12 protein-coding genes are annotated in these 13,892 nt (G+C 67.7%); 6 read left to right on the forward strand and 6 right to left on the reverse strand.

Annotated elements, in window-relative coordinates:
• The first annotated feature begins 411 nt into the window (after nt 1-411).
• Both ftsY and ACZ522_RS11790 read left to right on the forward strand, forming a co-directional pair.
• On the forward strand, nt 412-1,779 hold the full coding sequence (gene ftsY / locus ACZ522_RS11785; protein WP_379699950.1) for a signal recognition particle-docking protein FtsY: 1,368 nt from the start codon (nt 412-414) through the stop codon (nt 1,777-1,779).
• 530 nt (nt 1,780-2,309) lie between these two features.
• Entirely contained in the window at nt 2,310-4,223 is a 1,914-nt protein-coding gene (locus ACZ522_RS11790) for an alkaline phosphatase D family protein (RefSeq protein WP_464391813.1), read from the forward strand.
• Nucleotides 4,224-4,477: 254 nt separating this feature from the next.
• Here ACZ522_RS11790 and ACZ522_RS11795 read toward each other — a convergent pair whose 3' ends face one another.
• Both ACZ522_RS11795 and ACZ522_RS11800 read right to left on the reverse strand, forming a co-directional pair.
• Nucleotides 4,478-5,092, reverse strand: coding sequence for a LysE family translocator (locus ACZ522_RS11795; protein ID WP_379699292.1), 615 nt, complete (start codon nt 5,090-5,092; stop codon nt 4,478-4,480).
• A gap of 49 nt (nt 5,093-5,141) precedes the next feature.
• On the reverse strand, nt 5,142-6,098 hold the full coding sequence (locus tag ACZ522_RS11800) for a D-2-hydroxyacid dehydrogenase (RefSeq protein ID WP_379699289.1): 957 nt from the start codon (nt 6,096-6,098) through the stop codon (nt 5,142-5,144).
• Nucleotides 6,099-6,235: 137 nt separating this feature from the next.
• Here ACZ522_RS11800 and ACZ522_RS11805 point away from each other — a divergent pair, with 137 nt between their 5' ends.
• Nucleotides 6,236-7,636 (forward strand): signal recognition particle protein Srp54, encoded by a 1,401-nt coding sequence (locus ACZ522_RS11805; RefSeq protein WP_379699287.1) that lies wholly within the window; start codon nt 6,236-6,238, stop codon nt 7,634-7,636.
• Between the two features lie 235 nt (nt 7,637-7,871).
• The gene (locus tag ACZ522_RS11810) at nt 7,872-8,834 is read left to right on the forward strand and encodes an AAA family ATPase (protein WP_379699284.1); all 963 of its coding nucleotides are present in this window, start codon (nt 7,872-7,874) and stop codon (nt 8,832-8,834) included.
• A 69-nt stretch (nt 8,835-8,903) separates the two neighbouring features.
• On the opposite strand, the gene ACZ522_RS11815 is transcribed toward ACZ522_RS11810, so the two are convergent.
• From ACZ522_RS11815 to ACZ522_RS11830, 4 genes are read right to left on the reverse strand one after another with little or no spacing between them, the layout of a single operon-like run.
• Nucleotides 8,904-9,602 carry a DUF7519 family protein gene (locus ACZ522_RS11815; protein WP_379699281.1) on the reverse strand — a complete coding sequence of 233 codons (699 nt, stop codon included), beginning with the start codon at nt 9,600-9,602 and terminating at the stop codon, nt 8,904-8,906.
• Nucleotides 9,599-10,864, reverse strand: coding sequence for a DUF58 domain-containing protein (locus ACZ522_RS11820; protein WP_379699278.1), 1,266 nt, complete (start codon nt 10,862-10,864; stop codon nt 9,599-9,601). The genes ACZ522_RS11815 and ACZ522_RS11820 overlap by 4 nt, the downstream gene beginning before the upstream one ends.
• Nucleotides 10,861-11,592 carry a DUF7269 family protein gene (locus tag ACZ522_RS11825; RefSeq protein WP_379699275.1) on the reverse strand — a complete coding sequence of 244 codons (732 nt, stop codon included), beginning with the start codon at nt 11,590-11,592 and terminating at the stop codon, nt 10,861-10,863. Before ACZ522_RS11825 ends, ACZ522_RS11820 begins: the two co-directional genes overlap by 4 nt.
• Complete coding sequence (locus tag ACZ522_RS11830) at nt 11,589-12,398, reverse strand: DUF4129 domain-containing protein (RefSeq protein WP_379699272.1); 810 nt, start codon at nt 12,396-12,398, stop codon at nt 11,589-11,591. The genes ACZ522_RS11825 and ACZ522_RS11830 overlap by 4 nt, the downstream gene beginning before the upstream one ends.
• A gap of 249 nt (nt 12,399-12,647) precedes the next feature.
• Here ACZ522_RS11830 and ACZ522_RS11835 point away from each other — a divergent pair, with 249 nt between their 5' ends.
• Both ACZ522_RS11835 and ACZ522_RS11840 read left to right on the forward strand, forming a co-directional pair.
• Nucleotides 12,648-13,229: a magnesium transporter gene (locus ACZ522_RS11835; protein WP_379699269.1), complete on the forward strand. Its 582-nt coding sequence runs from the start codon at nt 12,648-12,650 to the stop codon at nt 13,227-13,229.
• Nucleotides 13,230-13,787 carry a magnesium transporter gene (locus ACZ522_RS11840; protein ID WP_379699265.1) on the forward strand — a complete coding sequence of 186 codons (558 nt, stop codon included), beginning with the start codon at nt 13,230-13,232 and terminating at the stop codon, nt 13,785-13,787. It abuts the gene before it with no gap.
• The last annotated feature ends 105 nt before the right edge of the window (nt 13,788-13,892 follow it).

Consider the following 13,892-nt stretch of genomic DNA (forward strand, 5'->3'; position numbering starts at 1 on the left):
GCCCTAACCCCTATCACGATGTTTGACGGACTGAAAAAGAAACTCCAGAGTTTCCGCGAAGACGTCGAGGACACCGCCGAGGAGAAAGCCGAGGAACAGGCCGAGGCGGCCGACGTCGACGAGCGAAGCTCGTCGGCCTACCAGACCACGTCTGGTGACGTTGCCGAACAGGGTTCGGCAAGCAGTCGGACTTCGTCCGACGACGTCGACGAACAGGGTTCGTCGGCCCACCAGACCACGTCTGGTGACGTCGAGAGCGAGACCGAGACGGATCCGGACGCGTCGACGGCGGTCGCCGACGAGACGGCGACCGAACCCGACACCGAAGCGCCGACGACCGACTCGTCGGCCGCCGAGGATCCCGCCTCCGAGGCGGGCGAACGCGGGCCTGACTCCGACGCCGCGTCGGAAATCGGGCCCTCGGGCGCGGAGGACGCGGCACCCGCCGAGGCCGAAGCCGAACGGTCGGACTCGGAGGTCGAAATCGAACCGAACGCGACGGCCGACGCGTCGCCTCACGCCGACCCCGAACCAACCGAAGAGGCCGAAGAACGGGTGCCCGACGAGTCCGCCGACGTCGACGAGCGAAGCTCGTCGGCCCATCGGACCCAGTCCGATGACGTTGCCGAGGGAGCCTCGGCAGCCCGCCAGACGCAGTCTGGCGATGTCGCCGAACAGGGTTCGGCGGGCCGCGAGACGGAGTCTCGCGACGCCGCGACGGGCGCGGAGACGGCGGAACCCGAATCCGACCTCGAAGACCGTCCCGACGCCGATTCCGCCGACGCTGAGGCGGAGGCGGAGATGGAGACGGAGGCGGACGAACACCAGTCCATCGCCTCGGAGGCGGCGTCGGAGGCCCTCAAGAAGGAGGACAAGAAGAAGTCCGGCGCGGGCCGCCTGAAGCGCGCGGCGGCGTTCGCCACGGGGAAGATAATCATCGAGGAGGAGGACCTCGAAGACCCCCTCTGGGAGCTGGAGATGGCGCTCTTAGAGAGCGACGTGGAGATGACCGTCGCCGAGGAGATTCTCCAGACCATCCGCGACAAGATGATCGGCGAGACGCGCGCGCAGGTCGACACCACGGGCGAACTCGTCTCGGAGGCGCTTCACGACGCCCTGTACGACGTCATCAGCGTCGGCCAGTTCGACTTCGACCAGCGAGTGCGGGAGGCGGAGAAACCCGTCACCATCATCTTCACCGGCGTCAACGGCGTCGGCAAGACCACCTCCATCGCCAAGATGGCACGGTACTTCGAGGAACGCGGTCTCTCGACGATCCTCGCGAACGGCGACACCTACCGCGCGGGCGCGAACGAGCAGATCCAGAAGCACGCCGACAACCTCGACAAGAAACTCATCAGCCACGAACAGGGCGGCGACCCGGCGGCCGTCCTCTACGACGGCGTCGAGTTCGCCGAGGCCCACGACATCGACGTCGTCCTCGGCGACACCGCGGGCCGACTGCACACCTCCAACGACCTGATGGCGCAGTTAGAGAAGATCGACCGGGTGGTGGACCCCGACATGACGCTGTTCGTGGACGAGGCCGTCGCCGGACAGGACGCGGTCCAACGCTCGAAGAAGTTCAACGACGCCGCCGAGATAGACGGCACCATCCTTACGAAGGCCGACGCCGACTCCAACGGCGGCGCGGCCATCTCCATCGCCTACGTCACGGGCAAGCCCATCCTGTTCCTCGGCGTCGGGCAGGACTACGACGACATCGAACGGTTCGACCCCGAACGGATGGTCAACCGACTGCTGGGCGAAGAGGAGTAATCACGCCTCTCCGTTCGTCTCTTTTCGCCACCGCGAGCCGCCCCCCGTTCGTTCGCCACCGCGAGTCGCCCCCCGTTCGGTCTCGTTGAACCTCGTAAAGAGACCACAGACGCCGAACCACACTAGGTAAGTGTACGTAGGGAGCGCGTCGACGCTCAGAACGCACTTACTCGCGACGACATCTGTGGTAAATGTAATTAAGTTGGGTTTTCTACCGGCAAGTGCAAAATTGCGGCCCGATAGTATCAAAAATACGTCTACTATCGTCGTTCGGCGTTAGAAGCTATTCTACCCTGACATCAGGAACGCTCGCAGACCTCGCTCAACGATCTCCTGATCCCTCCTGAGGGCAATTTAAATCGGCCTCACCGAAAAGTCGCCAGTCTCCAAACTCCACTCTGATTCTATATACATTTTCACCTGAACGGTCGAACGTACAGAGGGTAATATAGGAGGGTGTGACTTACGGAGCGAAATATATACTCTGATAGACAGGTCTATAATCGAGTTATTCGTCCGACCGAATGGATATGGTAGGAAACATCCACTTGGAGAGTAGCCGGCGCGAATTCCTTCGTAAAGGATTCACCACCGCTACGATCGCGGGACTCGGGGCATCGGGGACGAGATTCGCATCGGCAAAGGAGGACGACGGCGTAGGCCAGTTTGAAGACCCCTTCACGCTCGGCGTCGCCTCTGGTGACCCGCTGCCGGACTCGGTTGTTCTCTGGACGCGACTCGCGCAGGACCCGCTCAAGGGAGACGGCGGGATGCCCGACCGTGAGATTCCGGTGGTGTGGCAGATCGCGACCGACGAGGAGATGGAGAACGTCGTCGGCGAAGGAAACGCGAAAGCGCGTCCCGAGTTCGCTCACTCGGTCCACGTCGATCTCAAAGGACTCGAGTCCAACACAGAGTACTTCTACCGGTTCAAAGTCGGCCCCCACTACAGCCCCGTGGGGCGGACGAAGACAGCTCCCGCGGAGGGCGAATCCGTAGACGAGTTCAATTTCGCCTTCGCCTCCTGCCAGAACTACCCGAGCGGGTACTACACCTCCCACCAGCACCTCGCCGAGGAAGACCTCGACATGGCTGTCCACCTCGGCGATTACATCTACGAGGGAGGTCTGCAGGATTCGTTCGGTCGAGGTCACGAGCCGCCGCGCACGTGTGAGTCCCTCGATGACTATCGAATTCGACACGGTCAGTACAAGTCTGACCCTGACCTACAGGACTCACACGCCGCGTTCCCGTGGGTCATCACGTGGGACGACCACGAAGTCGAGAACAACTACGCCGACGAAGACGACAGCGAACCACCGGAGGAGTTCCTCGAGCGTCGCGCGAACGCCTACCAGGCCTACTGGGAGCACATCCCGCTGCGCCCCTCTCGGATGGCCGACGGTCCGAACCTCCCGCTCTACCGACGGTTTACCATCGGCGATCTCGTCGAGTTCAACGTCTTAGACACTCGCCAGTACCGCGACGACCAGGTTCACTCCAGCGAGGCCGCGAAGAATCCCGACCGGACAATTCTCGGCGACGAACAGGAGGCGTGGCTCGTCGAGGGTCTGCGGAACTCGACGGCACGCTGGAACGTCCTCGCCAACCAGGTTCCGTTCGCGGCGAGGGACACCAACGCGGACCCGACCGTCCAGGATTTCGGCGGCGGCGACAAGTGGGACGGCTACCGCGCCGACCGCCAGACGCTGCTCGACGTCATGGCCGAGAACTCCGACCTCAATCCGGTCGTCATCACCGGCGACGTCCACCGTAATTACGCCTACGACCTCAAAGCGGACTTCTCCGACCCCGACTCGGAGACGGTGGGTACCGAGTACGTCGGCACCTCCATCTCGTCGTTCGGAGACGCGTCCGGGCTGACGCAGTACGGCCGGTCGGTGGGCGAACCGTGGCAGCGGTTCTACAGCGTCCACCGCGGGTACGTTCGGTGCACGATCACGCCTGACCAGTGGCGAACCGACTATCGGGCGGTCTCGACTGTCGAGGAACAGACTGCGTCGGTCAGCACCGTCGCGACGTTCGTGACCAACGCTGGCGAACCCGGCGCGAAGTTGGTCTCCGATCGCCCGCCGGAGGAATCCGTCGAAATCGTCGAGATTCAGGCGAACGCGCCCGACCGTGACCGGGAGAACCCCGACGGCGAATACGTCAAATTGCAGAATACCGGCGATACGGACCTCGATTTCTCGGGGTTCATCCTCAGCTTCGAGGGCGGGCGTGGCCAGAACTACACGTTCGGCGAGTTCACCCTCGGCGCGGGCGAGACGGTGACGGTCCACAACGGTACGGGAGAGAACACGCAGTCGACGCTGTACACCGGCTTTGACAGCCCGAAGCTGAACAACAGCAACCCTGACACGGTGGTCGTCGCCAACGACGAGGGGATAATCATCGACGAAGAATCGTACCAAGCGAGCTAATCCTCGGGGTGTAGTCCCGGACGTTTTTTTTTTTTAATTCGGCGATGCACCGGACGCGACCGACGTCGCCCACGGCAGTTCCGTTAGCGTGGCTAGAATAGCTGATACGAATGCCGCGTTGAACACGTCCTCTGTACCGAACGGTCGTTCTTCGATAACCAACCGTCGAGGCGTGTCGAACGCACGTCCGCTATTCAGCGCGGCCGCCGGAGTTACCCCTGTCACCGAGAGCTTCGACGCCGACCCCTCCGTTTCTACTCCGCGGCGAGTGCGACGCCGAGTGCGACCATCGTGCCGCCGCCGACCCAGTTGAGTCCCGACGAGAGGCGCGTCGATTCGAGTGCGCGCCCGACGCGCCCGGACGCGAGGGCGACGGCCGAGAGGTACGCCGCCGTGAGTGCGGCGTACGTCGCGCCGAGAAGCGCCATCCTGACTTCGGCACCCGCCCCCGCGCCCGCAAACCCCGGGAGGAACGCGAGGAAGAACAGCGCCACCTTCGGGTTCAGGGCGTTCACGAGGACGCCCCGGCGGAAACTCCCCTCGGGGTTCGTCTCCACCTGCGGGTCGAACTCGCCCTCGCGGAGGGCGGAGACGCCGAGGTAGACGAGGTACGCCGCGCCGAGGTACTTCAGGAGTCGGTACGCCGTCGGCGCGGCGCGGAGGAGGGCGGCGAGTCCGAGCGTCGCCGCCGCGGTGTGGAGCAACACGCCCGCGGAGATGCCGAACGCCGACCGGACGCCCGCGCCGCGGCCCTGCATCCCCCGCGCGAGGACGTACATCGTATCGGGGCCGGGCGTGAGTACGAGGGCGATCGCCGCGCCGCAGAACGCGAGATAGGTGGCCGCGGAGAGTCCAACGACGGAGGCCATGCGCGCACGTTGTCGGTCCTGGTAGAAGAATATCCGGCCCGCGGGGCGGTTACGGCAGCACCTGGTTCTTCAGTCCCTCGTAGGATCCGTCCGCCTCGATTCGCTCGACGTTCTCCGCGAGGATGTCCGCGAGGCGGGTCCAGTAGTGCGGCGTGTACCCCGCGACGTGCGGCGTGATGAGGACGTTCTCGAACTCCCAAAGCGGGTGGTCCGTCGGGAGGGGTTCGGGGTCGGTCACGTCGAGGCCCGCCCCCCGGAGGTCGTTCCGCCGGAGTGCGGCGACGAGGGCGTCGGTGTCCACCACGCCGCCGCGGGCGACGTTGACGAGGACGGCGTGGGACGGAAGCGCGTTCAGGGCGTCCCGGTCGACGAGTCCCCGCGTCGTCTCCGTCAACGGGCACGCGAGGACGAGGTAGTCCGCGTCGGTCGCCGCCGACTCTATCTCGTCGAAGCCGACCACCTCGTCGGTCGGGCCGCCCTTCTCGGGCGTGTGACGCACGCCGACGGTGGTGACGCCGAACGCGTCCAGTCGCTCCGCGACGGCCTGCCCGATGGCGCCCAGTCCGACGACCGCGACGGTGGACCCCTGCAGTTCGCCGAACGCCTGGAAACTCCGCCACTCGCGCCGTCGCTGTCGGCGGATACCCTCGTCGAGGCGGCGGGCGAACATCAGAAGCCACCCGACGACGTGTTCCGCGATGTTCGGGCCGTGGACGCCCGAGGCGTTCGTGACGGTGACGCCGCGCGCCTCCAGTTCGTCGAGGGGGAGGTGGTCGTACCCCGCCGCGGCGCAGGCGAACAGGCGGAGTTCGTCCGCCGCGTCCAACACCTCGTCGGGGAGGCTGGATCCGGTGATAATCGGCGCGTCCGCGGCCAATTCGACGGCTTCGTCCGTCGTCTCCGGCAGGCGAACCGTCGCGTCGGGGAGGCGTTCGCGGAGTGCGTCGGCGTACTCGTCGGCGGGGAGGCCGTGGGCCGACTGGTCGAGGACGAGGATGGTAGTCATCGACAGACGACTCGGGCGGATTCGGGTTAGGTGTTGGCCCCGCCGGCGAGAGGCGGCCGCGCCGCCGAACCCGGCCGTCGAACGGTGTCCGAGCGACGGATAAAGCCTTTACACGTCGCCTCGCGTAGACTGTTTCAATGGTACTCGACAATCTCGGGAGCTCCCTCCGCGGCAGTCTCGACAAGCTGCAGGGGAAATCTCGTCTCTCGGAGGAGGACGTCGAGGAGATCGTCAAGGAGATTCAGCGCTCCTTGCTCTCCGCCGACGTCGACGTGAGCCTCGTGATGGACCTCTCTTCGTCCATCAAAGAGCGCGCGACGGAGGAGGAACCGCCGGGCGGCACCTCCGCGCGCGACCACGTCCTCAAGATAGTGTACGAGGAACTCGTCGGTCTCATCGGCGAGTCCACCGAAATCCCCCTCGAACCGCAGACCATCATGCTGGCGGGTCTGCAGGGGTCCGGGAAGACCACCACCGCCGCGAAGATGGCGTGGTGGTTCTCGAAGAAGGGCCTCCGCCCCGCCGTCGTCCAGACGGACACGTTCCGCCCCGGCGCGTACGACCAAGCAAAGCAGATGTGTGAACGCGCCGAGGTGGACTTCTACGGCGACCCCGACGAGGAGGACCCCGTCAAAATCGCCCGCGAGGGCCTCGAAGAGACCGACGACGCCGACGTCCACATCGTGGACACGGCCGGTCGGCACGCCCTCGAGGACTCCCTCATCGACGAGATCGAGGACATCGAGTCCGTCGTGAACCCGGACCTCTCGCTTCTCGTCCTCGACGCGGCCATCGGGCAGGGCGCGAAGGAACAGGCCCGCGAGTTCGACGACTCCATCGGCATCGGCGGCGTCGTCATCACGAAGCTCGACGGGACGGCGAAGGGCGGCGGGGCACTGACCGCCGTCAACGAGACGGACTCCTCCATCGCCTTCCTCGGCACCGGCGAGACGGTGCAGGACATCGAACGCTTCGAGCCGAACGGCTTCATCTCCCGCCTCCTCGGCATGGGCGACCTCAAGCAGCTGTCCGAACGGGTCGAACGCGCCATGGCCGAGACCCAAGAGGAGGACGAAGACTGGGACCCCGAGGACATCATGAAGGGGTCGTTCACGCTGAAGGACATGCAAAAACAGATGGAGGCGATGAACAAGATGGGTCCGTTGGACCAGGTCCTCGACATGATACCGGGTCTCGGCGGCGGGTTGAAAGACCAGCTACCGGACGACGCGATGGACGTCACGCAGGACCGCATGCGCTCGTTCGACGTCATCATGGACTCGATGACCGAGGAGGAACTGGAGAACCCGCGCGTCATCGGCGCGTCGCGCGTCGAGCGCATCTCGCGGGGGTCCGGTCAGGACGAGGAGCTCGTCCGCGAACTGCTCCAACAGCACAAGATGATGGAGCGCACCCTCAAGCAGTTCCAAGGGATGGGCGACGGCGACATGCAGCGCATGATGAAGAAACTGGAGAACCAAGGCGGCGGTGGCGGCGGCATGGGCGGTATGGGCGGCCTCGGGCCGTTCGGCGACTGAACGCTCGTCGGCCGACCGCCGCCGACGAAACGCCCCGACGGAACGTCTTTCTCTCCTCTCTTCCGACCGCGCCGTCAGCCTTGCGTCCGACGAATGCGCCCGCGGTCGGGCGGTAAGGCAGACGTTAAACGGCGGAACGGCCGACTGCCGGACCTCTACGGGCGGTCCCGCGGCGCGCCCGGTCGGCCGGCTTTACTGACGGTCTACTAATGCTCCGTACGGGTGTCTTCCCTCTATGGACGTCGCAGACTGTTCGAGACAGTGCGAGATGATTCTCGACGAACTATCGAACGCGGTCATCGCCGACCGCTCGGTGTTAGAGACGATACTCGTCGGCTACCTCTCGCGGGGTCACGTGCTCTTGGAGGACGTGCCCGGGACGGGGAAGACGCTCACCGCGCGGTCGTTCGCGCGGGCGCTCGGGCTCTCCGCTTCGCGGATACAGTTCACGCCCGACCTGCTCCCCGCCGACGTGATGGGGACGCACGTCTTCGACGAGCGGACGAGTTCGTTCGACTTCCAACCCGGCCCCGTGTTCGCGAACGTCGTCCTCGCCGACGAGATAAACCGCGCGTCGCCGAAGACCCAGTCCGCCCTGCTGGAGGCGATGGAGGAGGGGCAGGTGACGGTGGACGGCGACACGTACGAACTCCCGGACCCCTTCTTCGTCATCGCGACGCAGAACCCCGTCGAACAGGAGGGGACCTTCGAGCTGCCGGAGGCGCAGAAGGACCGCTTCATCGTCAAGACGAGTCTCGGCTTCCCGGACGAGGAGGGCGAGCTCGAAATCCTCGACAGGCGGGCCGACCGGACGGAACAGACGCCCTCCTCGGGCAAGGTCTGCTCGGATGGGATGGCGGAGGCGCTTCGACAGTCGCCCGAACGCGTCCACGTGGGGCGCGAGGTCCGACGCTACATCACGCGGGTGACGCGGGCGACGCGGGAGGACGGCCGCGTTCGCTCCGGCGCGTCGCCGCGGGCGACGCAGCGACTGTTCGAGGCGAGTCGCGCCGTGGCCGCCGGGGACGGGCGCGAGTTCGCGACGCCGGACGACGTAAAGCGGATGGCCGAGCCGGTGTTGGCGCACCGACTCGTTCTCACGCCGGACGCGCGCGTCGAGAACGTGGACAGGCGGGACATCGTGGCGGACATCCTCGGTAGGCTGGACGTGCCGTCCGTCGAGCGCCGAGTTCAGTGACGAAGTGGGGCGAGGAGCGGTAGAAGAGACCGGAAAAACGGGATGTGACGGTCCCGGGGTGCGTTCTGCTCAGTTCGACAACGCGAGCAGCAGCGCCACCGCGCCGCCGAGCAACAGCAGCAACCCGACGAGGGGGACGTCCGTCACGTTCAACTCGGAGACGCCGAACGCCGCGACGACGACGGCCGCGCCGTACGCCGCCGTCGCACCGGAGTGGCCGAGTTCGACGGGCCACGCCCGCGCCCGCCGGCCGACGTGTTCGCCGAGGGAGACGGCGTTCTCGCCCGCGTCCCACGCGACGACGGTGGCGGCCGTCGCGGCCAGCATCTGAAGGGCCTCCACGCCGGTCATCAGTCCGGTGAGGAGGACGCAGACGACGAGTGCGCCGCTTCCGGCGCTGACGAGGCGGCGCGGTCGAACCCTCGGAACCGGAGCGAGTCCCGCGCCGAGGAGGCAGACGCCGAGCAAGCCGGCGGCGACGATGAGGCGGTTCGGTAGCGTCTCTGCGCCGAGGACGCCGACGCCGACACCGCCGACGGTCAGCCCCGCGCCGACGGCGAGGAGCACCGCGCCGAGCGACCGGCTCCCGTCGCCGCGGACGTTCGCCGCCGCCCGCGCCGCGAGCGCGCCGAGGAGGACGAGTACGAAGGCGGCACCGAGCGAGAGCATCGACCCCGCGCCGTCGGGGAGGACGAGGAGCACCGCGCCGACGGCGGCGGCGAGGGAGGCGGCGCTTCCGACCCGCGTGGGGTATGAGAGGTACGTCACAGGCCGCGCTCCTTGGCCCGGAGCAGTTCCGGGCCGAGCGGTTCGTTCGGCGACCACGAGACGACGGTCACGCCGCCGCTTCGGAGCCTGCGCACCCGGTCGTCGCGTTCGACCGCCGCGAAGCGACTGCCGGGCGTGTCCTCGGCCGTCACGTCCGGACAGACCACCGTCACCGCGGTTCGGCCGTTCTCCAGTTCCAGCGCGAACGACGCCACCTCCTCGTCGGTCAACGGCGAGAAGAGGAACACCTGCGTCTTCTCCCCGAGGCGGCGGCGAATCTCCTCGAACTGCCCGCTCGTGGACCACTCGGCGTCCACCGACGGCGGCACCGTCGAGAACGCGGGGTGACTCGCCATTAACTGGCGGGCGTCGGCGAGGTGGTCCGTCCCTCGGCCGGGTCGGTGCCAGCAGAGCTCCCGACCGACGGCCGCCAGACCGACGGCGTTTCGGCCGCTTCCGACCGCCGTCAGCAGTTGCGAGATGGCCTCCCGGCTACAGGCGACGGCGTTCGGTTCGTCCTCGTCGGCGGCGCGGTACGCGGAGGGGCGGGCGTCGAGACAGAGCAGCACCGACGCCGGACGCTCCTCCCGGAACTCGACGGTGGACAGTTCGCCCGTCTTCGCCCGGCGCTTCCAGTCGATGCGGGACATCGGGTCGCCGGAGTGGTACTCGCGGGTCTTGTGGAACTCGATGCCGCTCCCGCCGTCGGCCGTCAGCACCCGACCGCTGCCGAGCGTCGTCTGCTCCCGGAGCGGAACCTCCGGGACGGCGGCGGCGCACTCGATGGCGGCGTCCGCCGAGACGCTCGTCTCGACTTCCGTCGCGCCGGTGACGTCGCGGGCGACGGCCGTTGTGGGATCGAACTGGTGGCGGCCGTGCTCGGCCTCCACGGCGTAGGAGAACTCCGTCGTCGAACCCGGGCGGAGGACGGCGGCGTGCCGCGGCGTCCCGTCGCTGACGCTCAGCATCGGCGGGACGCCGTCCACGATTCGGAGGTCCGAGAGCGTCGAGTCGCCGACGTTTCGGACCCTGACGGTCACCGTCACGTCCTCGCCCGCGGCGGGGTCGGTCGGCGTGACCGACCGCGACACGTCGAGTTCGACTGACGGCGGTGACCGGAGCCACGGGTACGCCGCGAAGCCCGCGCCGACCGCCCCGGCGAGCAACACCAGCGGTTGCGTCGCGAACACGCCGACTGCGCTGGCGAGCAAGGCGACTGCGGCGACGCCGCGCCACCGCCGCGTCCGGCGGACTGTCGTCATCGCGCACCTCCGGACGCGTTCGCAGCGTTGGCGGCGTTCGCAGCGTTCGGGGCGTTCGCGGCGTCGGCGGCGTCGGCGGCGTTCGTCGCACTCGCGGTCTCGGCGGCGACGCCAGCGGCGTCGCTTCTACTTCCGGCTTCGCGCCCGTCGAGGCGACTGACTTCCTCGGCCGCGCGCCGCGCGCCGCGTTGGAACAACGACCGGTGCGTGAGGAGGGCGGCGAACCGCGCCCGCAACGGCGGGCGCCGGGAGTCGCTCACGAACGCCGCCGCCGTCGCGTCGTCGGTCCACTCGCCGCTCTCGACCATCGCGTCCGCTCGCTCCCGGGAGACGTTCTCCCGCCGCATCACCGCTCGCTCGGCCGCCCGCCGAATCCGGTCGCGGAGTCGCTTCTCCTCCTCGGTGGGGCGGTGCGGGAGCAGGTGTATCCGCTCCGTGACGGTGCGGTCGAAGCGAACGCCGGGGTAGGAGGCGTGCTGGACCGTCTCCGGTTCCGGCATCGTCGCTTGGTCGATGCCGTCGAGTCCCCGGAGGGCGACCACCGCGACGACGAGGACGGTGGCGAGGATGCCGACCGCGGCCGCGAGTACGTAGTCGCTGCCGACCGCGTCGACGAGGGCGTCTGACGGGATGGCGTCTCCGACGGCCGGCACCGCGACGACGAGCACCGCGAGCGAGAACACGGCGATGCCGACGAGGCCGAGCGCTATCCGGACGCGTCGCCTCATCGCTCCTCACCTCCGTCCGCCCGGAGGTCGGTCCGCACGTCGAGGCGGGCGAGGTTGCGCCGCACCTCGTCGCGGCGGTCCTCGGTCACCTCGCGTTCGCCGTACTTCACCTCCTCGAAGACGCGGCGAATCCGCTGGACGGCGTCGGGGTCGAGGCCGTTCTCGACGGCCGCGGCGGCGCACTCCGCGGGCGTCTTCCGCCACGGGTTATCGACGCGCGTCGCGCCGACGACGGTGAGCCACGCCCGTTCGATATCGTTCTTCGGCGCGGGGACGCCCACGGGCTCGTCGGGGTCGTTCCCCTCGGGCGGTTCGAGGAACGACGCCACCCGGTCGCGATAGTAGACCAGGAGCGCCAGGACGAGGACGGCCGCCAAGAGCGGCAGCCAACTCTGTCCGGGGTCGGGGATCTCGCCGATGCCGCCGACCGACTGCTCGGGCTGGTTGCCCTCCGAGGAGCTGGAGCCCGCCGGCTTGTTCTTCTCTACGTCCTTCTGCTGTTGCCCGGAACTCCCGTCGTCGCGCCGTTGGTGCCTCTGTTCGGATCCGTCGCCACCGCTCGCCTGCTTCGTCATCGACCCGTCCGACGATTTCTTCGTCGACGCGCCGCCGGACCCCTCCTCGCCGGTCATGGCCCGCTTCAGCGTCCCGGTGTCCGACTGGCTGAGGGGGATGAGGTCGTGTCCGACGTTGATGACTTCGTCCGGCGTCGAGGAGACGGACGATTGGAGCGTCGTGGAGGCGACGCCCACCGATGTGATGCACGCGAACGCGACGACGAGCGTTGCGATTGCTCGTACGTTCATCTTCGTGTTCGTCGCGGTCTCTCTCCGACTCGTTCCGTTGGGACGACGGGATACTGCGGGGGGGTCGTATCCGTCGTCGCGACTGGCGAACAACTCACGTCGGTACGAGTCGTCGGTTGTACGGCCTAAGGCATTTTTTGGAGGTGTACGGGACTCTCAACGAAACTAACTGGTAGTTAGCGACCCCCTTCTCCCGCTCGCTCGTCGCCAGACGCCCGACTTTTTACGTCCCCGTACGTTCGTCCGACCATGACACTACGCGACGCCGCCGCCGAGGCGTACCGGGAGGCGCTTCCGGCGCTCGTCGCGTCCGTCGGCGGCGGCCTCCTCGCCGGCGTCGTCCTCAGCGGGATGGAGGCCGAACTCAAAGCGGTCCCCGGCCTCCTCGTCATCGTCCCGGCGCTCCTCGCCACGCGGGGGAACGTCTACGGTTCGCTCGGCGCGCGAATCGCCACCGCGCTCCACCAGGGTCTCATCGAACCCCGCCTCTCCGGGGCGGACGAACGGCTCCGCGCCGCGGCGGCGGCGGCGTTGGCCAACGGCGTCCTCGCGTCGGTGTTCGCCTCCGTCGTCGCGTACGTCCTCCTCCTCGTCCTCGGCCGAGACGTCGCCTCCCTGGGAGTGCTCGTCGGCATCGCCCTCGTCGCGGGCGTCCTCTCGGGACTCGCGCTCACGGGCGTCGTCGTCGCCGTCGTCTTCGCGGGCTACCGCCGCGGGCACAACCCCGACACCCTCGTCGGCCCCCTCGTCACCACCACCGGCGACGTGTTCGGCGTCCTCTTTCTGCTCGTGGCGGTTCGGTTCGTGCTGCTCGTCGGGGGTGTCGTCTGAATGCGGACGGAGTGGACGGTCCGGGCCATCACCCGGGCGATGCTCCCCGTCCTCTTGCTCTTGACGCTGGTTGAACTGGGGAGCGGACTCGTCCTCGGGAGTTTCGAGGCGCAACTGTACCGGTACCCATCGCTGCTGGCTCTCGTCCCCGTCACCATCGGCACCGCGGGTAACCTCGGGAGCATCCTCGCGGCGCGCCTCTCGACGGCGTTCCACCTCGGGACGCTCACGTTCGACCCGACGGACGAGGAACTGGCCGGCAACTCCCTCGCCACCGTCGCCCTCTCGGTGACCGTCTTCCCCGTCATCGGCGTCGGCGCGTGGGGGCTGACGGCGCTTCTCGGCGGGGTCCAACTCCCGGTTACGACCGTCGTCGCGGTCTCCCTCCTCTCGGGCATCGCCTTGGCGTTCCTCGCCATCGGCGTGACGATGGCGACGACGTACGCCGCCTACCGGTTCGGGCTCGACCCCGACGACGTGGTCATCCCCGTCGTGACGAACACCTGCGACGTCCTCGGCGTGGTGGTGCTCTTCGCTTCCGTGCAGTTACTCGTGTGAGCGAACTGAGACCCGAACGCGGCGGTACCCGGACGGTGTGCGGTTCGTCCGCCCTCGTCGTCTCCGTCGAACTCGGGCCCCCTCTTTCGCCGAATCGACGGCGAT

This window comes from Halopelagius fulvigenes, assembly GCF_055398025.1.